The 25,855-nt window shown below is 72.4% G+C and carries 20 protein-coding genes; 15 read left to right on the forward strand and 5 right to left on the reverse strand.

Annotation, left to right across the window (positions count from 1 at the left end; genetic code table 11):
- From ACFQSB_RS24900 to ACFQSB_RS24915, 4 genes are all read right to left on the reverse strand, one after another.
- A partial coding sequence (locus ACFQSB_RS24900; protein ID WP_380829399.1) for a hypothetical protein occupies nt 1–231 on the reverse strand: 231 nt, incomplete at its 3' end.
- Nucleotides 232–377: 146 nt separating this feature from the next.
- Complete coding sequence (locus ACFQSB_RS24905) at nt 378–1,805, reverse strand: maltokinase N-terminal cap-like domain-containing protein (RefSeq protein WP_380829400.1); 1,428 nt, start codon at nt 1,803–1,805, stop codon at nt 378–380.
- Complete coding sequence (gene treS / locus ACFQSB_RS24910) at nt 1,802–3,514, reverse strand: maltose alpha-D-glucosyltransferase (RefSeq protein WP_354847182.1); 1,713 nt, start codon at nt 3,512–3,514, stop codon at nt 1,802–1,804. Before treS ends, ACFQSB_RS24905 begins: the two co-directional genes overlap by 4 nt.
- A gap of 52 nt (nt 3,515–3,566) precedes the next feature.
- Nucleotides 3,567–5,594 carry an alpha-1,4-glucan--maltose-1-phosphate maltosyltransferase gene (locus tag ACFQSB_RS24915; RefSeq protein WP_380829401.1) on the reverse strand — a complete coding sequence of 676 codons (2,028 nt, stop codon included), beginning with the start codon at nt 5,592–5,594 and terminating at the stop codon, nt 3,567–3,569.
- Between the two features lie 449 nt (nt 5,595–6,043).
- Between ACFQSB_RS24915 and glgP the strand changes: the two genes are divergently transcribed.
- The 5 genes from glgP (at nt 6,044) to ACFQSB_RS24940 (ending at nt 11,542) form a co-directional block, all read left to right on the forward strand.
- Nucleotides 6,044–8,641, forward strand: a complete 2,598-nt coding sequence (gene glgP, locus ACFQSB_RS24920) for an alpha-glucan family phosphorylase (RefSeq protein ID WP_380829402.1) — start codon at nt 6,044–6,046, stop codon at nt 8,639–8,641.
- 118 nt (nt 8,642–8,759) lie between these two features.
- A complete protein-coding gene (locus tag ACFQSB_RS24925) occupies nt 8,760–9,143 on the forward strand; it encodes a YciI family protein (protein ID WP_380829403.1) in 384 nt (127 codons plus the stop codon).
- A gap of 66 nt (nt 9,144–9,209) precedes the next feature.
- Nucleotides 9,210–10,493, forward strand: coding sequence for an RNA polymerase sigma factor (locus ACFQSB_RS24930; RefSeq protein WP_380829404.1), 1,284 nt, complete (start codon nt 9,210–9,212; stop codon nt 10,491–10,493).
- Nucleotides 10,494–10,596: 103 nt separating this feature from the next.
- Nucleotides 10,597–11,175 carry an NADPH-dependent FMN reductase gene (locus ACFQSB_RS24935; RefSeq protein ID WP_380829405.1) on the forward strand — a complete coding sequence of 193 codons (579 nt, stop codon included), beginning with the start codon at nt 10,597–10,599 and terminating at the stop codon, nt 11,173–11,175.
- Nucleotides 11,176–11,185: 10 nt separating this feature from the next.
- Nucleotides 11,186–11,542 carry a winged helix-turn-helix transcriptional regulator gene (locus ACFQSB_RS24940; RefSeq protein WP_380829406.1) on the forward strand — a complete coding sequence of 119 codons (357 nt, stop codon included), beginning with the start codon at nt 11,186–11,188 and terminating at the stop codon, nt 11,540–11,542.
- A gap of 173 nt (nt 11,543–11,715) precedes the next feature.
- Here the strand turns inward: ACFQSB_RS24940 and ACFQSB_RS24945 are convergent, their stop codons facing one another.
- On the reverse strand, nt 11,716–11,973 hold the full coding sequence (locus tag ACFQSB_RS24945; RefSeq protein ID WP_380829407.1) for a hypothetical protein: 258 nt from the start codon (nt 11,971–11,973) through the stop codon (nt 11,716–11,718).
- Nucleotides 11,974–12,171: 198 nt separating this feature from the next.
- Here ACFQSB_RS24945 and ACFQSB_RS24950 point away from each other — a divergent pair, with 198 nt between their 5' ends.
- From ACFQSB_RS24950 to ACFQSB_RS24995, 10 genes are all read left to right on the forward strand, one after another.
- Entirely contained in the window at nt 12,172–12,534 is a 363-nt protein-coding gene (locus ACFQSB_RS24950) for a hypothetical protein (protein WP_354847203.1), read from the forward strand.
- Between the two features lie 106 nt (nt 12,535–12,640).
- A complete protein-coding gene (locus ACFQSB_RS24955; protein WP_380829408.1) occupies nt 12,641–13,942 on the forward strand; it encodes a DUF6395 domain-containing protein in 1,302 nt (433 codons plus the stop codon).
- Nucleotides 13,939–14,781, forward strand: coding sequence for a M55 family metallopeptidase (locus ACFQSB_RS24960; protein WP_380829409.1), 843 nt, complete (start codon nt 13,939–13,941; stop codon nt 14,779–14,781). Before ACFQSB_RS24955 ends, ACFQSB_RS24960 begins: the two co-directional genes overlap by 4 nt.
- Nucleotides 14,782–14,845: 64 nt before the next feature.
- The gene (locus ACFQSB_RS24965) at nt 14,846–16,573 is read left to right on the forward strand and encodes a flavin monoamine oxidase family protein (protein WP_380829410.1); all 1,728 of its coding nucleotides are present in this window, start codon (nt 14,846–14,848) and stop codon (nt 16,571–16,573) included.
- A gap of 3 nt (nt 16,574–16,576) precedes the next feature.
- On the forward strand, nt 16,577–17,125 hold the full coding sequence (locus tag ACFQSB_RS24970) for a YbaK/EbsC family protein (protein WP_380829411.1): 549 nt from the start codon (nt 16,577–16,579) through the stop codon (nt 17,123–17,125).
- 479 nt (nt 17,126–17,604) lie between these two features.
- Complete coding sequence (locus ACFQSB_RS24975) at nt 17,605–20,316, forward strand: serine/threonine-protein kinase (protein ID WP_380829412.1); 2,712 nt, start codon at nt 17,605–17,607, stop codon at nt 20,314–20,316.
- Nucleotides 20,313–22,367 carry a serine/threonine-protein kinase gene (locus ACFQSB_RS24980; protein ID WP_380829413.1) on the forward strand — a complete coding sequence of 685 codons (2,055 nt, stop codon included), beginning with the start codon at nt 20,313–20,315 and terminating at the stop codon, nt 22,365–22,367. Before ACFQSB_RS24975 ends, ACFQSB_RS24980 begins: the two co-directional genes overlap by 4 nt.
- A 45-nt stretch (nt 22,368–22,412) precedes the next feature.
- Complete coding sequence (locus tag ACFQSB_RS24985; RefSeq protein WP_380829414.1) at nt 22,413–23,627, forward strand: serine/threonine-protein kinase; 1,215 nt, start codon at nt 22,413–22,415, stop codon at nt 23,625–23,627.
- Between the two features lie 423 nt (nt 23,628–24,050).
- A complete protein-coding gene (locus ACFQSB_RS24990) occupies nt 24,051–24,830 on the forward strand; it encodes an electron transfer flavoprotein subunit beta/FixA family protein (protein ID WP_354847226.1) in 780 nt (259 codons plus the stop codon).
- An 11-nt stretch (nt 24,831–24,841) separates the two neighbouring features.
- Nucleotides 24,842–25,795 carry an electron transfer flavoprotein subunit alpha/FixB family protein gene (locus ACFQSB_RS24995; RefSeq protein WP_380829415.1) on the forward strand — a complete coding sequence of 318 codons (954 nt, stop codon included), beginning with the start codon at nt 24,842–24,844 and terminating at the stop codon, nt 25,793–25,795.
- The last annotated feature ends 60 nt before the right edge of the window (nt 25,796–25,855 follow it).

Genomic DNA, 25,855 nt, shown 5'->3' on the forward strand with positions numbered 1-25,855 from the left:
CGCCGGGTCGAGCCGGGCGCGGGCGGCCGGGCGGCTGCGCGAGCTCACCTCGTCATCGGCTCCGGGGGCGGCGCGCTCGGGGCGCCCTGCCTCGGTCGGCCCGCCGGCCGCCGGGGGCGTGCGCCGCGTCCCTCCGCGCTCCTCGCCCGTCCGGACGGTCAGCGCGAACACGCACATGCCGGACACCAGGACGCCGAATACGACGGGGATCGCGAGCCGCCGTCGCCTCATCAGCCCACTCTCTCACCGTCCGTCAATGTCCGGTCGCCCATCGTATCCAACGTGGGGGCGCGCACGCCGCCTCGCGAGCGCCGTCAACCCAGGTTGTGGCCGGGTCGGCTATGGTCGCGGCCGAGTCGGCTCAGGTCGTGGCTGACTCAGCTCAGGTCGTGACTGAAGGCGGCCAGGGGGATCGGCAGCCAGGACGGCCGGTTGCGCGCCTCGTAGACCACCTCGTAGGCGGCCTTGCTCAGCTCCAGCGCGCGCAGCAGCACCGCGTCGTCGCCGTGGATGCGCCCGCCGCCCGCCGAGTATCCGGCGATGAACGCCGCGCGGTTGCGCTGTGCCCACTCCGCGGCCAGCGGCTCCAGCTCCTTGGCCTCGGGGTGGTCGGCCAGCAGGTGGCGCGCGGCGTAGTCGAACGAGCGGAGCATGCCGGCGACGTCCCTGAGCGGGGAGTCCAGGGCCCGGCGCTCCTGGAGCGGCTGCCCGGGCTCGCCTTCGAAGTCCAGCACGACCCACTCGCCGGGCGTGCGCATGACCTGGCCCAGGTGGTAGTCGCCGTGCACCCGCTGCACGGTGATGGGCCGTCCGGTGTCGGCCAGCCGGTCGAACGCCTCGTGGGCGACACCGGCGTGCTCCGCCAGGCCGGGCACCTCGGAGATGGCGGCCTCCAGGCGCCGCCTGAACCCCTCGACCATGCGTTTGACCTCGGGCGCCTCCACCGTGCTGGTGGTGAAGGCGGCGGCCAGCTCCTTGTGCAGGTGGGCGGTGGCCATGCCGAGCCGGGTGGACTCGGCGGCGAAGTCGCCTCCGGCCTCGGCCGCGGTGGTGCCGGGCAGCGACCCGTAGAGGTCGCGCACGCTGGTGAGGGCCAGGGCCCACCCGTCGCTGGCGGTGGGCAGGAACTCCTGGGTGAAGGCCAGCGTGGTGTTCTCCCCGCCGATGTCGGTCTCGATCCACCCGTAAGGCTTGGCGATGTTCGGCGACCCGCGCTCGGCGAGGGCGGAGACCACTTCCAGCTCCGGGTTCACCCCAGGGACGATCTTGCGGAACAGCTTGCAGATGTAGGCGTCGCCGAACACCAGGGAGGTGTTGGACTGCTCGGCGCCGAGCACCAGGCTGCGGAGGGCGGTGTCGATCTCGATGCCGGGCATGTGGCGGAACCGCAGGCCGCCGATGTCGGCGCCGGAGGCGATGCCGGACAGCAGCAGGCCGGTGACCTCGGCGTCGTGCACGGCGTCGTAGGCGTGGCCGTCGGGCGTCTCGCCGATGGCGACGTGCTTGAGCCGCTGGGGCAGTTCGGGACGGAAGCCGATCAAGAGTTGGTAGCGGTCGGTGCGCGCGTCCTGGCGGACGGTGATGACGAGGTGGCGCACGGTGACGCGGTCGTCGGTCGGCGGTCTGCGGCGGTCCGTGGTCCCGCAGGACCCCGCCACATCGCTGTGGAAGGATTCTGCAGGACCACGAAGGGGCAACGTGGTGGCGGCCTCGACGGCCAGTTCGGTGATCGCGCGGCCCTTGCCGGCGAACCACCGCTGATGGGTGATCCAGCCGGCAAGCAGCTCTTCGAGAGTATGTCTCACGTCTCCTCGGTTGCTGCGCTCGTGGGCGGAAGGGTGAACCAATAGAACCCATGCCCGGGGAGCGTCAAAAGATACGGAAGTTCGCCAATTGGGGGAAATGGCACCCCTCCGGTGCACTCCACGGGGGTGACGCCCTCGAACCGGCGCAGATCCAGCTCGACGGGCTGGGGGAAGCGGGACAGGTTGTTGACGCACAGCACCCGGTCGTCGCCCAGCTCGCGGACGAAGGCAAGGACGCTGGGGTTGGAGGAGTTGAGCTCGGTGAACTCGCCGAGACCGAAGACGTGGTGGCGCTTGCGGATCTCGATCATCTTCTTGGTGAAGTGCAGCAGCGAGCCGGGGTTCTTCTGCTGCGCCTCGACGTTGAGCGCCTGGTACCCGTAGATCGGGTCCATGATCACCGGCAGGTAGAGCCGGCCGGGGTCGCAGTCGGAGAAGCCCGCGTTGCGGTCGGGGGTCCACTGCATAGGGGTGCGGACGCCGTCGCGGTCGCCGAGCCAGATGTTGTCGCCCATGCCGATCTCGTCGCCGTAGTACAGCACCGGGCTGCCGGGCAGGCTCATGAGCAGGGCGGTGAACAGCTCGATCTGGTTGCGGTCGTTCTCCAGCAGCGGCGCCAGGCGGCGGCGGATGCCGACGTTGGCGCGCATCCGCGGGTCCTTGGCGTACTCGGTGTACATGTAGTCGCGCTCTTCGTCGGTCACCATCTCCAGGGTGAGCTCGTCGTGGTTGCGCAGGAAGATGCCCCACTGGCAGTGGTCGGGGATCTTCGGGGTCTGGGCCATGATCTCGGAGATGGGGTAGCGCGTCTCGCGGCGGACGGCCATGAAGATGCGCGGCATCAGCGGGAAGTGGAAGGCCATGTGGCACTCGTCGCCGCCGGTCACCGGGTCGCCGAAGTACTCCACGACGTCGGCGGGCCACTGGTTGGCCTCGGCGAGCAGCACGCGGTCGGGGTAGAGCGCGTCCACCTCCTTCCTGATGCGCTTCAGGTAGGCGTGGGTCTGCGGGAGGTTCTCGCAGTTGGTGCCCTCCTGCTCGAACAGGTAGGGCACGGCGTCCAGGCGGAAGCCGTCGATGCCGAGGTCCAGCCAGAAGTTCAGGACCTCGACCATGGCGTCCTGAACCGCCGGGTTCTCGTAGTTGAGGTCCGGCTGGTGGTGGAAGAACCGGTGCCAGTAGTACTGCCCGCGCACCGGGTCGTAGGTCCAGTTGGAGGTCTCGGTGTCGATGAAGATGATGCGGGCGTCGCTGTACTCCTCGTTGTTGTCCGACCACACGTAGAAGTCGCCGAACGGGCCGGTGGGGTCGTGCCGGGACGCCTGGAACCAGGGGTGCTGGTCGCTGGTGTGGTTCATGACGAGGTCGGCGATGACCCGCATGCCGCGTTTGTGCGCCTCGTCCACGAGCTTGATGAAGTCTCCCAGGTCACCGAAGTCCGGGAGGATCTTCATAAAGTCGGAAATGTCGTATCCGCCGTCTTTGAGGGGGGATTCGTAGAGTGGCAGGAGCCACAGGCAGTCGACGCCGAGCCACTGGAGATAATCCAGCTTGCTGATGAGCCCGCGGATGTCACCGGTGCCGTCGCCGTTGCTGTCCGCGAATCCCCGGATGAGGACCTCGTAGAAGACGGCGCGCTTGTACCAGTGCGGGTCGCGCGGCTTTTCGTGTGTGAAGGTATTCGGAACGGGCTGAGGCGTCAAGCTCACCTGTGGACTCCCCGCTGTGCTTATGCGCGCTTTCCGCCGCCTTCGCCAGTGCCTACGGCTGACTGGCCGGCGTCGCTCGCAGTGTGAGGACGTGGGCTGGGTTGATGTGCGGATCGAGGCGCACGTAATTGGCATGCCGCCAGTGGTACGACTCGCCCGAGAGCTCATCGTCCACGACGAATTCGGCGCCCCAATCGAGGCCGATGGCAGGCATGTCCAGCCAGACCGTCGCCTCGTGGGTGTTGTGTGGGTCGAGGTTGACCACCACCACGACCACATCGCCTATGCCGTGCCTTCGTGTGGACGCGTCATAAGCTCCGGGCAGCCGCTTGGAAAAGCAGACCATGTCCGGGTGGTCGACGTTGTGGAACCGTAGGTTACGCAGTTCCTGAACCGCCGGGTGTGCTCTTCTGAACAAATTGAGGGTTGTGATGAAGGGAGCCAGGCTCCGGCCCTCGCGTTCCGCGGCGGCCCAGTCGCGCGGCCTCAGCTCGAATTTCTCGCTGTTGAGATACTCCTCGCTGCCCGGTCGTACCGGGACGTTCTCCGCGAGCTCGTAGCCCGCGTAGACCCCCCACGTGGGCGACGCCAGCGCCGCCAGGACGGCCCTGATCTTGAACGCCGGGACCCCCCCGTTCTGCAGGTACTCGTGCAGGATATCCGGAGTGTTGACGAACAGGTTCGGGCGCAGGAAGTGCGACGTCTCGTGCGAGAGTTCGGTCAGGTAGCTCTCGAAGTCGGCCTTGGAGTTCTTCCACGTGTAGTAGGTGTACGACTGGTGGAAGCCGATCTTGGCCAGCGTCTGGAGCATGGCGGGACGGGTGAACGCCTCGGCCAGGAACAGCACGTCAGGGTCGGTGGCGTGGACGTCGGCCAGCAGCCGCTCCCAGAACCCCACCGGCTTGGTGTGCGGGTTGTCCACGCGGAAGATGCGCACGCCGTGCGCCGTCCAGTGGCGCACCACCCGCAGCACCTCGGCGTAGATGCCCTCGGGGTCCTTGTCGAAGTTCAGCGGATAGATGTCCTGGTACTTCTTCGGCGGGTTCTCGGCGTAGGCGATCGACCCGTCCGCCCTGACGGTGAACCACTCGGGGTGCTCCTTGACCCACGGGTGGTCGGGGGAGCACTGCAGGGCCAGGTCGAGCGCCACCTCCAGGCCGAGCTCGCGGGCCCGCGCCACGAACGCGTCGAAGTCCTCCAGCGTGCCGAGGTCGGGGTGGAGCGCGTCGTGGCCGCCGTCCTCCGACCCGATGGCCCAGGGAGAGCCGACGTCGTGCGGGTCGGGATGCAGGGTGTTGTTGCGCCCTTTGCGGAACGTCTCGCCGATCGGGTGGACCGGCGGCAGGTAGACCACGTCGAAGCCCATGCCCGCGACCGACGGCAGCCGCTCGGCCGCGGTGCGGAAGTTGCCCGACTTGGGGACGGCGCCCTCGTCGAGGACCGCGCCCTCGGAGCGGGGGAACAGCTCGTACCACGAGCCGTACAGCGCCCGCCTGCGGTCGACCCGCAGCCGGTGCCTCGGACCCCGGGTGACCAGGTCGCGCAGCGGGTGCTGGGCCAGCACGGCCGCCGTCTCGGGGAGCTGCGCCACCGCCAGCCTCGCCCGCGGGTCGAGGTCGTCGTCGCGCAGTTGGTCGGCCACGTTCTGCAGGATGGCCCGGTGGGCGCACCTGTCGCAGCCCGCCTGGCGCACGGCCTTGGCGGCGCGCTCGAACAGGCGCGCCCCCTCCTCGCACATGAGATCGGTGTCGATGCCGCGGGGGATCTTGATACCGGCGTCGTGCAGCCAGGTGGCGATCGGGTCGCTCCATGCCTCGACGCGGTACTGCCACTCGCCCTCGGTCGGCGGCGTCACCTCGACGGCCCAGCGGTCGGTGCCCGGGGCGACCTCGCGCATGGCGAGCAGGCGCCCGCGCGTGCCCTGCGGGTCGGTCAGCACGACCCCGGCGGCCACGGCGTCGTGCCCCTCGCGGAACACGGTGGCGCTGATCTCGAAGGTCTCGCCGGCCGCCGCCTTCGCGGGCCACTGCCCGCAGTCGACGACAGGTTGGATGTCCTGGATTGGGATTCGTCCGATCATCGCGTCTCAAGGTAGCGGCGACGCGCCGGGCGCCGCCGGGAATTGTGAGGGCAGGAGGATCTTGCTTTTTCGGGTCGTCGCCGGCGGACGCCGGCTATGGGCGGGCATGATGGATCACACCCCGAGACGACGACCGTCGTCCCGGGGCTGGCAGGCGGTGGTGTGGCTCTTACATGGGACTGCCCCCATAGTCGCGCTTCAAGCCTGCTTGAGGGAAGTCAGGGGATACTTGGGGGGCTTGTGTCTCCCGCTGTCGGGCCTGGTCTCGGCCTTCGGTCATCGGTCGTACATGATCAAGACATGATCAAGTTGAGATCACTGTGACGAGTCGGCTTTAGTGAGGTTTGAGCCGCTTGGGTAGCGGTGAGAGCAGAAACGCATGAGATCTGGTAGGCGCACAAGAGTGTTCCGGTCGCGCGTCGTGGCGCTGAGTAACTAGGGTCTGGCCAGTGAGAGCAATCCGCAGATTCACCGTCCGTACCGTTCTTCCCGCGGAGCTCGCCGCGCTCGGCGAGCTCGTCCACAACCTGCGCTGGTCATGGCATCCCGAGACCATGGACCTGTTCGCCGAGGTGGACCCCGACACCTGGCAGCGCGTCGGGCACGACCCGGTCGCGCTGCTCGGAGCGGTGGAGGCTGACCGGCTGGCCGAGCTGGCCCGTGATCGCAGGTTCCTCCGCAAGCTGGCCGACGCCGCCGACGACCTGCGCGAGTACATGACCGCGCCCCGGTGGTACCAGACTCTGCCGGACGCCCCGGCGGCCATCGGGTACTTCTCGCCCGAGTACGGCATCGCCGCCGCGCTCCCGCAGTACTCCGGAGGTCTCGGCATCCTGGCCGGCGACCACCTGAAGGCCGCCAGCGACCTGGGCGTGCCCATCCTGGGCGTCGGGCTCCTCTACCGGCACGGCTACTTCACCCAGTCCCTGTCCGCCGAGGGCTGGCAGCAGGAGCACTACCCGAGCCTGGACCCCGGCGGCCTGCCCCTCAGCCTGCTGAAGGAGGAGGACGGCACGCCCGCCCGCGTCGTCATCCCGCTGCCCGAGGGCCGCGCGCTGCACGCGCAGATCTGGGTCGCCCAGGTCGGGCGCGTCCCGCTGCTGCTGCTCGACTCCGACGTGGCCGAGAACGACAACGCCGCCCGCGACGTCACCGACCGGCTGTACGGCGGCGGCACCGACCACCGGCTCATGCAGGAGCTGCTGCTCGGCATCGGCGGCGTGCGGGCGCTGCGCGCGTACTGCCGCGTCACCGGCCACCCCGCGCCGGAGGTCTTCCACACCAACGAGGGCCACGCCGGGTTCCTCGGCCTCGAGCGCATCCGCGAGCTCACCGAGCACCGGCTGTCGTTCGACGAGGCGCTGGAGGCCGTCCGCGCCGGCACCGTGTTCACCACGCACACGCCGGTGCCCGCCGGCATCGACCGGTTCCCCGCCGACATGATCGGCAAGCAGTTCGGCGGCGACAACGCCTGGCCGACCGTGCCGGTCGAGCGCATCCTCGCGCTCGGCGCCGAGCCCGACGGCCCCGAGGGCGGCGAGCAGGTCTTCAACATGGCCGTCATGGGCATGCGGCTCGCGCAGCGGGTCAACGGCGTCTCCGAGCTGCACGGCGACGTCAGCCGCGGCATGTTCCAGGGTCTGTGGCCGGGGTTCGACCTCGACGACGTCCCCATCGGCTCGATCACCAACGGCGTGCACGCCCCCACGTGGGTCGCGCGCGAGGTGATGGAGCTGGCCGGCAAGGAACTGCCCTCGCTGGTCGAGATCGCCCAGGGATGGGAGGGCGTCCAGAAGCTCTCCGACGAGGACATCTGGGCCATCCGCGGCCGGCTCCGCCGCCGGCTCGTCGAGGCCGCCCGCGAGCGGCTCCGCGCCTCCTGGCGCGCCCGCGGCGCCTCCACCGCGGAGCTCGGGTGGATCGACGAGGCCCTGGACCCGGACGTGCTGACCTTCGGCTTCGCCCGCCGGGTGCCGTCCTACAAGCGGCTCACCCTCATGCTCAAGGACGCCGACCGGCTCAAGCAGCTGCTGCTGGACCCGGAAAAGCCCGTCCAGATCGTCATCGCCGGCAAGGCGCACCCCGCCGACGAGGGCGGCAAGAGGCTCATCCAGCAGATCGTCAAGTTCGCCGACCGCGAGGACGTGCGCCACCGCATCGTCTTCCTGCCCGACTACGACATGGCGCTCGGGCAGCTCATGGTCCAGGGCTGCGACGTGTGGATGAACAACCCGCTGCGCCCCCTGGAGGCCTGCGGCACCAGCGGCATGAAGGCCGCGCTCAACGGCGGCCTGAACCTGTCCATCAGGGACGGCTGGTGGGACGAGTGGTTCGACGGCCTCAACGGCTGGGCGATCCCGACCGCCGACGGCGTCGAGGACCACGACCGCCGCGACGAGCTGGAGGCCGGCGCCCTGTACGACCTCATCGAGCGCGAAGTGGCCGACCGCTTCTACGACCGGGCCGGCGACTCCCACCCGCGCCGCTGGCTCGACATGGTCAAGCACACCCTCAGCTCCTTGGGCCCGAAGGTCCTGGCCGGGCGCATGCTGCGCGACTACGTCGTCGACCTCTACACCCCGGCGGCCGGGTCGGCCCGCGAGCTGTCCAAGGGCGAGCACGCCAAGGCCCGCGAGTTCGCGGCCTGGAAGCTGCGCGTCACCCGCGCCTGGCCGGGCGTGCGCGTCGAGCACATCGAGGCGTCGGGCATCGGGGACACTCCCGAGCTGGGCGCGTCGATGGAGGTGCGCGCCACCATCGCCCTGGGCGATCTGTCCCCGGACGACGTCAGCGTCGAGGCGGCCTACGGCAAGGTCGGCGTGCACGACCAGCTCCTCGCGCCGTCGTACATCCCCCTCACCGCCGGGCCGGCCGGCGACGACGGCAAGGCCGCCTACACCGGCGTGGTCCCCCTCGACCGCACCGGCGCGTTCGGCTACACCGTCCGGGTCGTCCCCTCCCACCCGCTGATGTCCTCTCCGGCGGAGCTCGGCCTCATCGCCGTCCCGGAGGAACCCGCCGGCATGACCAGCGGCACCCTCCGCTGAGGCGATTTGTTCGCGCCGAATTCTCCGTTCATGTAGAAAAGGCCGCTCGCCCGTTCGACGTCCATGTGAGAAGCCCGCCCGGCACGACGGCCGGGCGGCGGCCGACGGAGGAGAAGTCATGAGGGTCATGGTCATGATCAAGGTGAGCGGAGCGGACGAGAGCGCGATCGTTCCGACGCCGGAGATGATGGCGGAGATGGGCGCCTACAACGAGAAGCTCGTGAAGGCGGGCATCATGCTCGACGGCGGGGGCCTGCGGCCGAGTTCCGACGGAGCGCAGGTCGTCTTCGAGGGCGGCACGACCTCGGTGGTGGACGGTCCGTTCACCGAATCCAAGGAGATCATCGTCGGCTACTGGGTCTGGCAGGTCAGATCCCTGGAGGAGGCCGTCGAGTGGGCCCGGCAGTGCCCGAGCGACCCCGGCAGCGGCAGGCGGGAGGTCCTGGAGGTGCGCCCGTACTACGACGAGGAGGACTTTCCGGCCGCGGAGGCGCGGGGCTGAGGGCGCCGGCCGGAGTCCGGGGAGGGACGCGGTGCACGCGCGGCGCTCGCTCGGGGAAGGGGCGTGATGGACGCCCGGCGCACGGTCGAGGCGGTGTGGCGCATGGAGTCCGCGCGCCTTGTCGCCTACCTCGCCAGGGTGGTCCAGGACATCGGGCTGGCCGAGGACATCGCCCAGGAGGCGTTCGCGTGCGCCCTGGAACAGTGGCCGCGGCTGGGCGTCCCGGACAACCCGGGCGCCTGGCTGACCACCACGGCCAGACGCCGGGCGATCGACCTCATCCGGCGCGAGCGGGTGCGGGACCAGAAGTACGCCCAGGTCGCGGCCGACCTCCTGGCTCCTGCTCCGCCGCCCGGCGGGGCCACGGACGCCGAACTGTTGTCGCTGGTCTTCGTCGCCTGCCACCCGGTCCTGTCCCGCGAGTCGCGCGCGGCGCTGGCGCTGCGCCTGGTCGGCGGGCTCAGCACCGAGGAGGTCGCCCGCGCGTTCCTGGCCCCGGCCGCGACCATGGGGCAGCGGATCACCCGTGCGAAGCGCACGCTGACCGAGGCGCGGGTGCCGTTCGAGGTGCCCGGCGACGACGAACTGCCGGCCCGGCTGTCGGCCGTTCTGGAGGTCGTCTACCTCATCTTCAACGAGGGCTACTCGGGCACGTCGGGTGAGGAGTGGGTCCGCAGGGACCTCGCGGAGGAGGCCATGCGCCTCGGCCGCATCCTGGCCGGCCTGTTGCCGCGCGAGCCGGAGGTGCACGGGCTGGTGGCGTTGATGGAGGTGCAGGCGTCTCGCTTCCGTGCCCGCACCGGCCCGCACGGCGAGCCGGTGCCGCTCCAGCATCAGGACCGCTCCCGATGGGACCGCACGCTGGTGGCGCACGGGCTGGCCTCGCTCGCCCGCGCCAAGACGGCCGGCGGCCCGCTCGGGCCCTACACCCTGCAGGCGGCCATCGCCGCCTGCCACGCCCGTGCCCGGCGGTTCGAGGAGACCGACTGGGAGGCCGTCGTCGCGCTGTACGACGCTCTCGCCCAGCTCGCCCCCTCGCCCGTGGTGGAGCTCAACCGCGCGGTCGCGCTGCTGCACGCGGACGGGCCCGAGGTGGCGCTGAAGGCGCTCGACGCCGTCCGGCAGGACGCGCGGATGGCGCGTTACCACCTGCTCGGCGCCGTGCGCGGCGACGTCCTGCTGCGCCTCGGCCGGTCGGCCGAGGCGGCCGAGGAGCTCGAACGGGCGGCGGGCCTGGCGCCGACGACCCGTGAGCGCACCCTGCTCATGGAACGCGCCGCCGCCGCGACCGAGCACGGCTCGTCGCACGGCGCGCGGGGGATCGATGGCTCTTCAGCGGATCCGGAATAAGGAGGTGAGGTGCTCAGTTAACCGTAGCGGCTAAGAAATACTTAGCCAAATGCGGCGGCGGGCAAGGTCTGAGAGGTCCGAGTCCGCTGGTGAGGAGATGGTCATGGCGAAGTTGCAGATCCTGGTGGCGAGCACCCGGCCCAACCGCGCGGGGATTCCCGTGGCGCGGTGGATCGAGCAGGAGGCCAGGGCGCAGGGCGCGTTCGACGAGGTGGAGGTGGTCGACCTCGCCGAGCTGGGCCTGCCCTTCATGGACGAGCCGCACCACCCGAGGATGCGCAACTACCTCAACCAGCACACCTTGGACTGGAGCGCCAAGGTGGACGGGGCCGACGCCTTCGTCTTCGTCATGCCGGAGTACAACTACGGCTACAGCGCCCCGCTGAAGAACGCCATCGACTACCTGTTCCACGAGTGGGCCTACAAGCCGGTCGGCATCGTCAGCTACGGAGGGGTCTCCGGCGGGCTCCGCGCGGCTCAGATGATCAAGCAGGTCGTCACGACCCTCAAGATGACGCCCGTGGTCGAAGCGGTCGCGATCCCCTTCGTCCAGCAGTTCGTGGGCGAGGACGGTACCCTCTCCCCGAACGACCTCATGGTCTCCTCGGCGAAGGCCATGTTCGACGAGTTGAGGCGCGTGAGCGACGCCCTGCGGCCGCTCCGCGAGAGCCTGCCCGCATGAGGAGCCAACCATGACGGCCACGACCGAGATCCACAAGGTCTGCGCACGGTTCCACATCGCCGTCGAACTGATCGGCGCCCGCTGGACCGGCGCCGTCCTCCGGGTCATCTTCACCGGCCACAGCCGGTACGCCCAGATCAGAGAGGCGGTGCCCGGGATCAGCGACACCATGCTGGCCGCCCGGCTGCGCACCCTGGAGGCCGAGGGCCTGGTCGAGCGCGTGGTCCTGCCCGCCACTCCGGTGCAGGTCGAGTACCACCTCACCGAGAAGGGCCGCGACCTGGCCCCGGTGCTCGAAGCCATGATCGCCTGGTCCCACAAATGGATCCCGCTGCCCTCCGCCGACGGCCCGGCCGCCGAGACGTGACGCCGGGTCGCGCAGGGCGGTGACCTGGACGCCACCGCCCCGGGGACGGCCCTGCCTTCACCCCCGCGACGCTCGCGCGGCCGGCGGACGAACACGACGACCACGACGGCTCGATCGGCGGGACGGGGAGGCCGGGGAGGTCGGGGACAAGGGCCGGAGAGCCGGTGCGACGCTCAGTCGCCGGTGAACAGTTCGTCCGTGGTGGTGGCAGTGGCGCTGCGCAGCATCCAGGTGCTGAGCAGGGAGAGGTCGGTGCAGGTGGTGATGCGCTCGTGGACGTCGTCGGAGACGTGGACGCCGCGAGCCTTGAGGTTGGTCAGCACCGCGTTGCCCCTCTCTTCGACCCGTGCTTCCTTCTTGCCCGCTTCGAGGCCCTTGCCGTAGTGCTCTTTGGCGAAGGGGCTGTAGACGGGCCAGGTGGTGTCCTTCATGATCTCCTCCAGGGGGCATGTCACGGAATGCTATCAGTCAAGTGTGTTGAGTGATGACGCTGTTGATCTGCTGTGCGGTGGCTTCCGGGTCGTGTCGGATGCCTGGGTGCCGAGTCAGCGTGGGTTGTCAGGAAACGTGATGTAACGGTCATCTATGGGTTTCGGGTAGATCAGGCTTTGCCGTTAAGGTGACCGGTCATGGCTGGGTTCGTGATGCGTGTCCTGGCGCCGCTGCGGCTCCGGCGCGCTGTGGTCGGCCGGTTGGATGCCCGTTATGTGACGCGGGCCGACCACCGGCAGGACGTCCGGGACGCCCTGTGGGAGGTCCAGGCGCTCAAGAGGGAGATGGAAGGGCTGCGGCGCGAGGTCGAGCAGCTCCGCCGCGAGGTCAAGCGCGCCGCCACGACGGCGGGGACGCCGGGCGCGGCCCTGACCGCGAAGGTCGAGGACGCCCACCGGCTGGCCACCGAGACCGCCTCGGCCGTCGACCACCTGCTGCAGGAGGAGGTCCGGCTCTGGCAGGCCGTGGACGGCCTGAGGAGCGGCGAGGCGGCATCGTGAAGGGGCGCCTGGACGGCCCCGGACGGGGGCCCGGGAAGCGGGGCGGCAACGTGAGGGGTGCCTGTACGGTCCCGGACGTGGGCCCGAGGAGCGGCGGGGTGGCGTCGTGAGGGTCGCGTGGACGGCTCTGGACGGGGGAGTGTGGCGGCTGCGCATGCGGCTCGACTCCGGCGAGGACCTCGCGGGGACGGTCACCGACGGGCACCCGGTGGAGCTGGCGACCGACACCTGCCATGTGCGCCTTCCGGCCCGTGCGGGCGACGTGGGCCCGTCCGGGGCCGGGTCGTCGGGAGCGGGTTCGTCCGGCGCGGGAACGCCGCCGGGGGAGGCGCATCCCGATCTGCTGGCGCTGGCCGCGTGGACGGTGGCGGCGCCGTGGACGCGGCACAGGGTGGTGTTCGACCGGCCGATCTCGGCCGAGCTGGCGGCGGCGTTCGAGAGCGGCTGGGGCGTCGAGGCCGGGCCGGTGGGCGGGGGGCCGCCGCGTGCGGCCGGTGACCGGCTGGCGATCTCCTACAGCGGGGGCGCCGACTCGGCGGCCGTGGCCGCGATCCTGCCGGACGCGCCGCTGATCCACTTCCGCAGGGTCGGCCATCCCCGCGTCCCGAACCGCTGGACGCACTACCGGTCGGACGTATTGGCCGCGCTGGCGAACGACACCGGCAGGGACGTGACGATCGTCGAGTCCGACCTGGAGTTCCTGCTGCGCTCGCCCCGCCCGGGCTACCCCGAGCACCATGCCGTGATGGCGGGCGCCGTCCTGCTGGCCGACGCCATGGACCTCGGCGGCGTCGCCCTGGGCTACGAGATCGGCTCCCGGTGGCTGGGCGGCGGCCGGTACGTGCACCGGTACACCCCGGACAACCCGATGTGGTCCGGCCACGGCCCGTGGGGCCGGCTGTTCGCCGCCGCGGGCCTGCCGCTGGTCCTGCCGGTCGGCGGCATCAGCGAGGCGATGACGATGCGCGTCGCGCTGGGCTCCGGGCTGCGCGACCAGGTGCGCTGGTGCCTGCGCGGCGACGGCGCGGGCCCGTGCGGGCGGTGCGGGAAGTGCCTGTACAAGGAGCTGATCCAGGCCGCGATCGAGCGCCGTCCGATGAGCACGGCGATCACCGCCGACCGGCCGGTGGCGCGCAAGTGGCAGCAGCCCCCGCCGTACGGCGGCCAGGAGATGATCGAGTACGGGTGCGCGCACATCCCGAACATCGACGACACGCCCTTCGCCCGCGCGGCCGGATATCTCAGGGCCACACCCGAGTCCACCGCCTGGCTGGAGCGGTGCTACCCTCCGGCCGTCGAGGAGATCCCCGCGCGCTGGCGCGGAGCGATCGCGGCCGTCATGGAGCGTGACTTCGGTTTCATGGACGCGGACGACGTCAAGCGGGTAGAGAGCTGGGGAGGGCGATGAAGGTCTACGTGTCGGTCGACATGGAAGGCGTGACCGGGCTCACCGACCCCGAGGAGATGCACGCCGGAGGCCGCGGCTACGAACGCGGCTGCGAGCTGATGACCGCGGACGCCAACGCGGTGATCGCCGGCGCCTGCGAGGCGGGCGCGACGGCGGTGACCGTGAACGACGCCCACGGCTCGACCAAGAACCTCCGGGTGGACCTGCTGGATGCGCGGGCCACGCTGCTCCGCGGCCCGGGCAAGCCGATGCGCATGGCCCAGGGGCTGACCGCCGACTTCCAGGCCGCCTGCTTCGCCGGCTACCACGCCCGCGCCGGCGTCCAGCACGGCGTGCTCAACCACACCTGGATGGGCAAGGAGATCCAGAACGTCTACCTCAACGGCGAGGTGTGCGGCGAGACGCGGCTGGTGGCCGGGTTCGCCGGGTTCCTCGGCGTGCCGGTGGCGCTGGTCACCGGGGACGAGGCGGTCTGCGCCGAGGCGCGCGAGCTGCTCGGCGACGTCGAGACGGTCGCGGTCAAGAAGGGCGTGGACAGGTTCGCCGCCGAGCTGCTGCCGCCCAGCGTTGCCCAGGCGCTGATCCGGGAGGCCACCGCGCGGGCCCTGAACCGGCTGAGCGACTTCCGCCCGCACGTGGTGGATTCGCCGTACACCCTCGGCGTCGAGTGGAATTCCACGGCCATCGCCGCCGGCTGCTCGCTCATTCCCGGCGTGCGCGCGGCCGGCCCCCGGCACACCGAGTTCACCACGGAGGACTTCCGGGACATCATGGCCCTGCTCGGCATCTTCGCCATGATCGCGGGCCAGGTGGCCTGCGGCAGCGGCGTGTACGGCTGAGCCGGTGGGCGAAGACGGGTCACCGCGGCCACAGGAGGACGGGCCGCCGGGACACGGTGACGGCGTGCCACCTGGACCGCGAGGCGGCGTGCCGTCGGGGTCGCGGGGCGGCCTGCCACCTGGGTCGCGGGACGGCGTGCCGTCGGGGTTGCGGGACGGCGGGTCACCGGAGTCGCGGGGCGGGGACGGCCTGACGCGGCGGTCGCTGCTGGTCGGCATCGGCGCCGCGGGCGGAGCGGGAGCCATGTACGCCGCCATGGGCGTGCTCGGCCTGGCCCCGTCCAAGGAGACGGCCCCCGTGCCCTTGGCAGGCGGGTCCGCCGCGTCGTCGCCGTACGTCCCGCCGCAGCGCTCGGACTTCGCGTTGCGCGGCGGCCGCCCGGCGTCGGTGCTGGTGCTGGGCGCGGGCGTCGCCGGCCTGGCCTGCGCGTACGAGCTGGGCAAGGCCGGATACGAGTGCACGGTGCTGGAGGCCCGCGACCGGGTGGGCGGGCGCAGCCTCACCCTGCGCGGCGGCGACACCGTCGCCGAGCTGCCGCTGCAGGGGGGAGCGGGGCAGGCCGGGGAACTCCAGCGGGTGGGGTTCGGGGAGGGCACGTACTTCAACGCCGGTCCCGCGCGCATCGCGCAGTGGATGGTCACGCTCGACTACTGCCGCGAGCTGGGTGTCCCGCTGGAGGTGTTCGTCAACACCAACTCCGCCGCCTACGTCCTGACCGACGGCATGAAGGCGCCCGTCCGCGCCCGCACGGCCCGCGCCGACGCCTACGGGTACATCTCCGAGCTGCTGGCCAAGGCGACCGACGCCGGCGCGCTGGACGCCCGGCTCACCCGCGCCGACAAGGAGCGGCTGCTGGACTTCCTCTCCCACTTCGGGGACATCGGCCCCTCGCACGCCTACACCGGGGGCGAGCGCCGCGGCTTCCGGGTCAACCCCGGGGTGGGGCCGGGCGCCGAGCTGGGCGCCGTCCCCGCGCTGACCGAGGTGCTGAGCCAGGGGCTCGGCCGCGTCCTGACGATGGACGCCGGGTACGAGCAGGCCATGCCGATGTTCCAGCCGGTGGGCGGCATGGACGCGATCGTCCGCGCGCTTGCCGGGCGGGTCGGGGCGGCGCGCATCAGGACCGGCGTCCGGGTCACCCGCATCACCAACGCCCCCGACGGCGTCGAGGTCGCGGTGGAGGGCGGCGCGCCGCTGCGGGCGCAGTACTGCGTCGCGGCGCTGCCGCCGCACGTGCTGGCCCGCATCCCCGGCAACCTCGGCGCGGAGGTCAAGACGGCCCTGACCGGCGCGGTGCCGATGGCGGCGGGCAAGCTCGGCCTGGAGTACGGCCGGCGCTGGTGGGAGATCGAGGACCGCGTGTACGGCGGCGCCACCGAGACCGACCTGGACGTCGGCCACATCTGGTACCCCTCCCACGGGTTCCACGAGCGGCGCGGGCTGGTGGTGGGCTACTACAACACCGGCGCCGACGCCGACGTCTACAGTGCGCTGACCCATCGGGAGCGCCTGCGCAGGGCCCTCACCCAGGGCCGCAAGATCCACGGCCGCAAGTACGGTCAGGACCTGCTGTCCAGTGTGTCGGTCTCCTGGGGGCGGCAGCCGCACATCGAGGGCGCGTGGGTGCGCTGGTCCTCGCCTTCGGGGCAGCGGGCGCTGCTGCGTCCCGCCGGGCGGGTGTACTTCGCCGGGGATTGGCTCACCCATCTGATCGCCTGGCAGGCGGGAGCCTTCGAGTCCGCCCGTAAGGTGGTGACCGAACTCCATCACCGCGTCCTGAAGGAGGCATGACCCATGAAACTGGGCACGCTCGAATGGGTGCCCGCCGGCGACCGGCCCGATCTGCTCGCCGATCCGGTCGCGCGCGCCATCGGGGCCATGACCTCCGAGATGGCCTCCGGGGTGGCCGGTGAGGTGTCGGTGGCGCCCATCGACCCGGCGCTGGCCGACACCGCCGCGTTCTGCGAGCGGTACGGCGTGGCGCCGGAGGAGTCGGCGAACTGCGTGATCGTCGCGGCCAAGCGCGGAGGTGAGACGCGGTACGCGGCGGTGATGGTGCTGGCGACGATGCGCGCCGACGTGAACGGCGTCGTGCGCCGCCATCTGGACGCCCGCAAGACGTCCTTCGCCCCGCAGCAGGAGGCCGTGGCGCTGTCGGGCATGGAGTACGGCGGCATCACGCCGCTCGGCCTGCCCGACGACTGGCCCGTCCTGGTGGACGCCGAGGTCGCGCGGCGGCCGCTGCTGGTCATCGGCAGCGGCATCAGGGGCTCCAAGCTGGCGCTCCCGGGCGAGGCGCTGGCCCGTCTCAAGACCGCCGAGGTGGTCGCGCTCGCCCAGTGACCTGCGGGCGCCGGGACCCTGGTACGGCGCGCGCACACCCCGCCATGACGCGCACAGTGATCGCTCCGGCGCACACGGGTCACAGGAGTTTCCCGATTTTGGAAACCCTTGGGTCCGGTTCAGCCGTTGTACTACCGGGAATGTGGCCTCTTGGTTCCTCTCATGGGCGGGGTTTAAGCCGGTATGGTGCTACGTGCCGTCAACGGCCGCGAGCGCGCGCAGCGCTCTGGTCTCCGCGCCGGGCTCAAGGAAGAGTCCGGCGGGCGCCTCCCCGAGACCGCCGGCCGCCCGGCCGGCGACGGGGGTTGCCAGCCGCGATGGCGCGCGGGTTCGCGCCGCGCGGATCCGTCGGTGTGGCATGCCATGATTCGCCGGCCGGACTTTTTCGGTATGGGCATTGCACAAAGTGAGCGAACCGTGACAATTGGAGCAAGGCGCTTCCCTCCGGTCACCACTGCCGGGGCACCGCCGGAGATCAGATGAATCATGACGACCGATTGGGCCCCTACCGGCTGCTCCGGCGGCTCGGCGAAGGCGGCATGGGCGTGGTGCATCTCGCGCTCGACTCCCAGGGCAGGCAGGTCGCCGTCAAGGTGCTCCGCGCCGAGGTCACCGGGGACGACGTCGCGCGCCGCAGGCTCGCGCGCGAGGTCGAGACCATGCGGCGGGTGCGCAGCAGCCACATCGCCGAGGTGCTCGACGCCGACGTGACCGGCAGCCGTCCCTACATCGTGACGCGTTACGTGCCGGGCAGGCCCCTGGACGACACGGTCAAGCAGGACGGTCCGCTGGAGGTCGGCGCGCTGCTGAGGCTGGCCCAGGGCGTGGCCGAGGCGCTCACGGCCGTGCACGCCGCCGGTGTCATCCACCGCGACCTCAAACCCGGCAACGTGCTCATGCTCGACGGCGAGCCCGTTCTCATCGACTTCGGCATCGCCCAGGCCGTCGACGCCACCCGGCTCACCCAGACGGGCATGTTCATCGGCACCCCGGGCTACCTCGCGCCCGAGATCATCGAGGGCCACGAGGCGGGTCCGGAGGTCGACGTCCACGCGTGGGCCGGAACGATGCTGTACGCCGCCACGGGCGCGCCGCCGTTCGGCAAGGGCACACTGGAGATGGTCTTCTACAACATCACCGCCGGGCGGGCCAACGTCGAGGCGGCCCCGGCCGTTGTCCGCCCTCTGCTGCGCGCCGCCTTCAACCGCGACCCGGCCAAGCGGCCGAGGGCCGCCGAGCTCGCCGCGCAGCTCTCGCGCCTGGTGCCGCCGCGTGCGCCGCAGGGACGCGCGCGGGTGCCCGACGACATCCGCACCGTTCCCGATATGTCGGGCATGCCGGTTACCGGCACCTCACTGTCCCACCCGGAACCGCTCCCCGCCGAGCCGCCGGCGGCAGGGCGCTCCCCGTCCGCCGACCCGCGCCTCGGCGCGGTCCCACCCGGCGCGCTGCCTGGTGGGGTGCCGGGCGTCGTGCCCGGCGCGGCCTCGGGCGCGCGCACCGGCGCCCCCGAGGCGTCTCCGGCCGCGGCGGCGTCTGGCGCCCGTCCTGGCACGGTCCCGCCCGAGGCGCCGCCCGGCGTGGCCACGCCGTCCGCCGGGTCCCCGGCCGCCGACCCGCGCACGGCCGCCGACCCGCGCACGGCCGCCGACCCGCGCACCGGCGCCTCCGGGTCGCGTCCCGGCGCGGGGCAGGCCCGCCCCGGCGGCGCCCCCGCCGAGGAGTTCGTCTCGCTGCTCGGCGACGCGCCGCAGGCCCCCGCCGTGGGCGACCCATGGCCGACCGTGCGGGTGACCGGGGAAGAGCTGCGCCAGGCCGGCATCGCCTTCGACCGCGGCGCCGTCGCGCCGGGCGCCGGCCCCTCCGGCGGCGGGCCCGGGCCCGATCTCGCCGGCGGCGGGCCGTCCCCGGCGGACGGCGGCCGGGGCGAAGGCGAGATCCCCACCCGGTACGCCCCGCCGTCGGGGTCCCGCCCGTGGGAGGGCGGCCGTCCCGCGCCGCTCGACCAGGGCGAGGTGCCCACCAGGCGGGTGCGTCCCGACGAACTCGGCGACCTCGACGCCAAGGCCAAGACCTACCGCGCCGAGCCGGGGGCCACGCCCGGGGTCTCGGCCCTTCCCGGAGCGGTCCCGCTGCCCGGATCCACCGGCTCGCAGGCACCCCCTGGCGCCGGTTCGCACGGTCCTCAGGGACGCCACGGCTCGGCCGCCGGTTCCCGGGGAGCGCCGGGCGTCCAGGGCGGTCAGGGCGGTCAGGGAGCCCACGGTGGCCACGGCGGTCAGGGCACTCACGGCGCCCAGGGCGGTCAGGGCGTGCACGGCGGCCACGGTGGCCAGGGGTCGTCCGGGTTCGCCGCGCCGGGCGGGCACGCCCCGCCCGGCCACCCGGGTCCCGGCGGCCACGGCCCGACCGGCGGGAGGCCCTACCACCAGGCGTTGTTCGAGCAGTCTCCCGAGCTCTTCGAGCAGACGCCGCACATCCGCCACCCGGCGCAGGCCCAGTCGGCGCCCGCGCCCTACGTGCCGACCGTCCACCTGCCGCCCGAGGCCACGCCCGACTTCGGCCGGCAGGGCATCGGCGTCGACGGCACGCCCCGCTCCCCGGTGTACACCGTGGCGGGCGTGCTCGCGCTGATCATCGCGGTCGGCGCGGCCGTCGTGCTGCCGGTCGTGGTGACGGTGCTGGTGGTCCCGGTCGCCGTGCTGCTCAGGGCCGCCGACATCGCCCAGCCGGCGTTCGCGTCCCGGCGGCCCGCCGCGGCCGCCGCCGGCGACGTGCTGCGCGTGTTCGGCCGGCCGGGGGCGCTGGCGAAGTCGGCCGGCGTCACGCTGGCCCTGCTGCCCTACGCCCTCATCCTGGGCGTGCCCGTGACGCTGGTGCTCACCTTCCTGGTCGACAGCATCCCCTCGGGCACCGCCCTGAGCTGGGGGGTGGCCGTCTCGCTCTGGATCATCTGCGCGGGCCCGGGTGTGGAGGGGCCGGGCCGCCAGCTGGGCAGGACGCTCGCCGCCGCGTTCCCGGCCAAGGGCGCCGCCACGGCGCTGACCTTGGCACTCGGGGTCGTGGCCGTGCTCGTGGTCCTTTACGCGGTCGCCACGCTCGTCAGGCCCATGGGCGATGCAGTCTGGAGTCCTGTGGACGTGGACACCTGGCTGCGCCGCTTGCAAGAGCTTCGGACAAACACAGGATGACGGGGGAAACCGTGCCGGAGACGCTCGACAGATTGGGGCCGTACCGGCTGCTCCGCCGGCTCGGCGAGGGCGGGATGGGCGTGGTCCACCTCGGCCTGGACGAGGAGGGCAGGCAGGTCGCCGTCAAGGTCCTGCACCCGCACGTCGCGGCCGACCTCAAGGCGCGCGACCGGCTCACGCGCGAGGTCGAGACCATGCGCCGGGTGCGCAGCCCGCGCGTGGCCGAGGTCCTGGACGCCGAGCTGACCGGCGCGACGCCGTACATCGTCACCCGGTTCGCCCCCGGGCGGACGCTGGAGGAGACCGTCCTGACCGACGGTCCCCTGCCGGCGCACGAGGTCGTGCGGCTGGCGCGGGGCCTGTCGGAGGCGCTGATCGCCATCCACGCCGGCGACGTCATCCACCGCGACTTCAAGCCGGCCAACGTCATGCTGGTCGGCGGCGACCCGCTGGTCATCGACTTCGGCATCGCCCACCTGGTCAACGCCACCCGGCTCACCCAGACCGGCATGTTCGTCGGCACGCCCGGCTACCTGGCGCCCGAGATCATCAGAGACGACGAGATCACCCAGGCGGCCGACGTGCACGCCCTGGCCGCCACCGTCTTCTTCGGGGCCACCGGCAAGCCGCCGTTCGGCACGGGCTCGTTCGAGTCGGTCTGTTACAACATCATGGAGGGCCGGGCCAACATCGACCAGGCGCCGCCGTGGCTGCGCGGCTGGCTGCGCGCGGCCTTCGCCGTGAACGCCGCCGAGCGGCCGGACGCCCAGCGCCTGCTGGCGATGGCCAGGTCTCTGGACCCGAGCGTCACGGCCCTGCGGGAGTCCGCGGTGCCGCCGGGGCACACCCGCCGGCTGGACGGCGCGCAGGTCAACGGCCGGCTGCCCGACGGCACCCGCGTGCTGGACGCCGACGCTCGCCCGGCCGGCGGCGCGCCGGACGCCACGCACGTGCTGAACGGCGACGGCACCGCCGTCCTCGGCGCCGGCGAGCGCTCCGACGGCACGACGCCGACCAAGCGCACCAAGCCGGCCTCGGAGGACAGCTACTCCGACCTGCTGCCGCCGGTCCGGTACGCCGAGCCCGAACGCGAGCGCAGGCGCGGGCGCGCCGGGGCGCCGCCGCCCGCCGCCCCGGCCGCGTACGCGCCGCCCCCGCCCGCCCAGGGGTACCCTCCGGCGCCGTACGCCCCGCCCGGCCAGTACGCGCCGGTGCCCTATCCCGACCAGCGGGTGGCCGGGCCGCCCCCGCCGGCCTATCCGGCGCCCACGCGGGGCAGCGCGCCCCCGCCCACCCAGCCCCCGCGGGCGTACCCGCCCGCGCAGGGCCCCGGCCCGTACGGTCCGGAGGCCGGCCCGCGCGGCGACGAGCGGCGCCCCGAGCGCCCGCCCTACCGGGCCGGGCACCCCGTGCTCGCCGCCCTGCTGCTGGCCGTGGCCGTGGCCGGCGCGCGCCTGCTGCCCGTCCTGATGTGCGTCTTCATGGTCGTCGTGGTGCTCTGCCTGCGGGTCGGCGAGCACCTCTGGAGCGACCTGGCCGAGCGCCGCTCCATCCGGGGCGGCTCGGCCAGCGACCCGCTGCTCGCCGTGCTCGGCACGCCGTGGGCGCTGATCCGCGCCACTCTGACCACGGTGCTGGTCACGCCGCTGACGGTGATGTTCGCCCTGTGCGTCTGGGGCGGGCTGCACTTCGCGGGCGGCATGGGCACCGACACCGCCGCCTCCTACGGAGCGGCGGCCTTCGTCGGCGGCCTGTTCCTGCTGCCGGGCGGCGGCAAGCCCCGCAAGGCCGTCGCCCGCACGCTGACCGCCGCCATCCGCAGCCCGGGCGCGGGCATGGTCGCCACGATCATCGTGGGCACGCTGGCGTTCTTCACCGTGGTGGCCGCGATGTCCGCCGTCCCCTCGTGGATCCCGTGGCAGGCGCCCTCGCACGCCATCGACGCGCTCAGCGAACAGGCCAGGAGCACCGCCACCGGCCTCATCGGCGGTCTGGTCAAGGACCTGATGAACGACCTCGGCCTGGGGTTTCTGGCCTTCTGGGGCAGGTGACCGAGCCGGAGGCGACGACGGGCCGGGCCGGCCGGAAGGAGTGGCATGAGCACCGCTGGTCGGCTGGGGCCGTACCACCTGCTGTCGCGCCTGGGCGCGGGCGGGTTCGGCGAGGTCCATCTGGCGCTGGACCCCGAGGGCCGCACGGTGGCGGTCAAGGTGCTCCACCCGCACGTGGCGGCCGACGAGCAGGCCCTGGCGCGGCTGGCCCGCGAGGTGGAGACCATGCGTCTGGTGCGCGGGCCGCACCTGGCGGAGGTGCTGGACGCCGATCTCACCGGCTCGCGCCCCTACCTGGTCACCCGGTACGTGCAGGGCAGGTCGCTCGGCGCCGTGCTCGCCGCGGGCGGCCCGCTGCGCGGTGAGGAGCTGACGCGGCTGGCGCGGGGGCTGGCCGAGGCGCTGGCGGCCGTCCACGCCGCCGGGGTCGTGCACCGCGACCTGAAACCGGCGAACGTCATCCTGGCCGACGGCGAGCCGCACGTCATCGACTTCGGCATCGCCTGCGCGCTGGACTCGGCGTCGGTGACGGCGTCGGGGGCCGTGCTCGGCACTCCCGGGTACCTGGCGCCGGAGGTCCTGGAAGGCGGGGAGGCCGGGCCCGCGGCCGACGTCTTCGCCTGGGGGGCCACGGTCGCCTACGCCGCCTCGGGGCGCCAGCCGTACGGGACCGGGCCGCCGCCCGCGGTGGCCTACCGCGTCGTGCACCACGACCCCGACCTCGCCGAGGCGCCGGCCTGGCTGGTGCCGCTGCTGCGGGAATGCCTGCGGCGCGACCCCTCCGCACGCCCGGAGGCCGCTGAGCTGTGCGCCAGGCTGGGCGGCGCGGCCCCGCCGCCGTTACCGGCGGAGCGGCCGCGCCGCGCGGCGGCCCCGGAGCCGCCGACGCAGGAGTGGCGGCCACGCAGCCGCGAGACGGCCGGTCAGGTGGACGACGCGCGGACGCGCCACCGCGACAAGGTGCGCCGGCGGTGGGTGGCCGGGTCGGGCGTCGTGTCCGGGCTGGTCGCCGCGGCCGTCCACCAGTACGTCCCCGAGCTGTCGCTGCTGGTCCTTTCGGCCTACGGCGTCGGCGTGCTGGTCGACGCGGGCGTCGGCGCGGTGTCCAGGGCGCGAGGGCGCGTGGTGTTCGCCCTGGTCAGCGGGGCCGGCACCGCCGGGTTGTACGCGGCGCTGATCGCGCTGTTCAGCCCGTTCACGCTGCTGCTGGCCCTGGGCACCGTGCTGTTCGTTCTGCTGACGGTGGCCTTCGCCGGATGATCGCCCGAGGGGGCGTGCCGGCCCCGCGGACCGTGTGATCGCCCCGGGACGTCCCGGCGCCGGTGGACGCGTCGCGCGGGGCGGGTCGGACAATGCACTGGAATATAGTTCGGTAGGGTGGGAAGGCCTCGTCGTGCGGGCCCCCAGGTGTCGTACGCTGCGGGTACGCGACTAAGCTACTGACGAGTAACTACTTGCGGGTACATTGAGGGAGGAAAGGGATGCGCTTCCGACACGGAGATCGTCCTGGCCCACCCGGCGTCACGGCGTTCCCGGGAGCATGACAATCTGATCGCGGCTCCGGTGCCCGTCACCGGAGCGGCGCGTACGACGTGTGCGTACCCCCGCGCGCACGTGCCGATCAATCGGCGCCAGCCCAGCGATGCGGTGGCGCCTCGTGAAACGGGAGGTCGGCCACCGGCCATGAACATCGTCGTCTGCGTGAAGCAGGTCCCCGACACGGCGACCGAGCGCAAGCTGAGTGACAAGGACAACACGCTCGACCGTGACGCCGCCGATGGGGTCATCAACGAGCTGTGCGAGTACGCCGTCGAAGAGGCCCTCAAGATCAAGGAGGCGCACGGCGGCGAGGTGACGGTGCTCACCATGGGGCCCGCCAAGGCTTCCGACACCATCCGCAAGGCCCTGGCCATGGGCGCCGACAAGGCCGTCCACCTGGTCGACGACGCGCTGCACGGCTCGGACGCGCTGTCCACCTCCTACGCCCTGGCCCAGACGCTGAAGAAGATCGGGTTCGACCTGGTCATCCTCGGCTCGGAGTCCACCGACGCGCGCATGGGCGTGCTGGCCGCCATGCTGGCCGAGCGCCTCGGCGCGCCGCAGCTCACCTTCGCCCGCAAGGTCGACGTCGAGGGCTCCGCGGTCACCATCGAGCGCGTCACCGACTACGGCTACGACAAGGTGCAGGCCTCGCTGCCCGCCGTCGTCTCGGTCGTCGAGAAGATCAACGAGCCGCGGTACCCGTCCTTCAAGGGCATCATGGCCGCGAAGAAGAAGCCGGTGCAGACCTTCGGCGTCGCCGACGCCGAGATCGACGCCGCCCAGGTCGGCCTCGCCGCCGCCTGGAGCGAGGTGGCGGACTTCTCCGCGGCCCCGCCGCGCGCGGCCGGCACCATCGTCAAGGACGAGGGCGACGGCGGCTCCAAGGCCGCCGACTTCCTCGCGTCGAAGAAGTTCATCTGAGGGGCGGGTCGATGGCTGAGATTCTGGTTCTCGTCGAGCACGTCGAGGGTGAGGTCAAGAAGGTCACCCTCGAACTGCTGACGCTCGCGCGCACGCTCGGCTCGCCGTCGGCGGTGTGGGCCGGCCCCGGCTCCTCCGCCGACGCCAAGGCGCGGCTGGCCGAGTACGGCGCCGACAAGGTCTACATCGCCGACTCCGCGGAGGTGTCCGACCACGTCGTGGCCCCCAAGACGGCGCTGCTCGCCCAGCTCGTCTCCTCCGCCTCCCCGGCGGCGGTGCTGGTGGCCGCCACGGCCGAGGGCAAGGAGGTGGCGGGCCGCCTGGCGATCCGCACCGACTCCGGCATCATCACCGACGCGGTGGGCCTCGTGGACGGCCCGGTCGCCGAGCAGTCCATCTTCGGCGGCGGCGTCAACGTCCACTCCCGGGTCACCAAGGGCACCCCGATCTTCGCGGTGCGCCCCAACGCCACCACCCCCGAGGCTTCCACGGGAGCGGCGGCCGAGGAGCAGGTCACGGTGACGCTGTCGGAGGCCGACAAGGCCGCCAAGGTCGTCGAGCGGGTCAAGCAGGAGAAGGGCGCCCGCCCCGAGCTCACCGAGGCCGCCATCGTGGTCTCCGGCGGACGCGGCGTCGGCTCGGCCGAGAACTTCGCGGTCATCGAGAAGCTGGCCGACGCCCTCGGCGCCGCCGTCGGCGCCTCGCGCGCCGCGACCGACGCCGGGTGGTACCCGCACCAGTTCCAGGTCGGGCAGACGGGCAAGACGGTCGCCCCGCAGCTCTACATCGCTGCGGGCATCTCCGGCGCCATCCAGCACCGGGCCGGCATGCAGACCGCCAAGACCATCGTCGCGATCAACAAGGACCCCGAGGCCCCGATCTTCGAGCTGGCCGACTTCGGCGTTGTGGGCGACCTGCACCAGATCGTCCCCCAACTCACCGAAGAAGTCGACAAGCGCAAGTAACCCCCAACGCCCCGGGCGCCGTCCTTCCAGTCCATCGGTCAGGGAGACGGCGCCCTTCCG

This window comes from Sphaerisporangium rhizosphaerae, from assembly GCF_042665155.1.
Lineage (GTDB): Bacteria > Actinomycetota > Actinomycetes > Streptosporangiales > Streptosporangiaceae > Sphaerisporangium > Sphaerisporangium rhizosphaerae.

Coding starts and splice junctions, on each gene's coding strand:
- ACFQSB_RS24985 (WP_380829414.1), top strand. CDS start 22,413: ATGAGCACCGCTGGTCGGCTGGGGCCGTACCACCTGCTGTCGCGCCTG.
- ACFQSB_RS24945 (WP_380829407.1), bottom strand. CDS start 11,973: ATGAAGGACACCACCTGGCCCGTCTACAGCCCCTTCGCCAAAGAGCAC.
- ACFQSB_RS24935 (WP_380829405.1), top strand. CDS start 10,597: ATGGCGAAGTTGCAGATCCTGGTGGCGAGCACCCGGCCCAACCGCGCG.
- ACFQSB_RS24975 (WP_380829412.1), top strand. CDS start 17,605: ATGAATCATGACGACCGATTGGGCCCCTACCGGCTGCTCCGGCGGCTC.
- ACFQSB_RS24950 (WP_354847203.1), top strand. CDS start 12,172: ATGGCTGGGTTCGTGATGCGTGTCCTGGCGCCGCTGCGGCTCCGGCGC.
- ACFQSB_RS24925 (WP_380829403.1), top strand. CDS start 8,760: ATGAGGGTCATGGTCATGATCAAGGTGAGCGGAGCGGACGAGAGCGCG.
- ACFQSB_RS24990 (WP_354847226.1), top strand. CDS start 24,051: ATGAACATCGTCGTCTGCGTGAAGCAGGTCCCCGACACGGCGACCGAG.
- ACFQSB_RS24930 (WP_380829404.1), top strand. CDS start 9,210: ATGGACGCCCGGCGCACGGTCGAGGCGGTGTGGCGCATGGAGTCCGCG.
- ACFQSB_RS24970 (WP_380829411.1), top strand. CDS start 16,577: ATGAAACTGGGCACGCTCGAATGGGTGCCCGCCGGCGACCGGCCCGAT.
- ACFQSB_RS24960 (WP_380829409.1), top strand. CDS start 13,939: ATGAAGGTCTACGTGTCGGTCGACATGGAAGGCGTGACCGGGCTCACC.
- ACFQSB_RS24940 (WP_380829406.1), top strand. CDS start 11,186: ATGACGGCCACGACCGAGATCCACAAGGTCTGCGCACGGTTCCACATC.
- ACFQSB_RS24980 (WP_380829413.1), top strand. CDS start 20,313: ATGACGGGGGAAACCGTGCCGGAGACGCTCGACAGATTGGGGCCGTAC.
- ACFQSB_RS24915 (WP_380829401.1), bottom strand. CDS start 5,594: ATGATCGGACGAATCCCAATCCAGGACATCCAACCTGTCGTCGACTGC.
- ACFQSB_RS24995 (WP_380829415.1), top strand. CDS start 24,842: ATGGCTGAGATTCTGGTTCTCGTCGAGCACGTCGAGGGTGAGGTCAAG.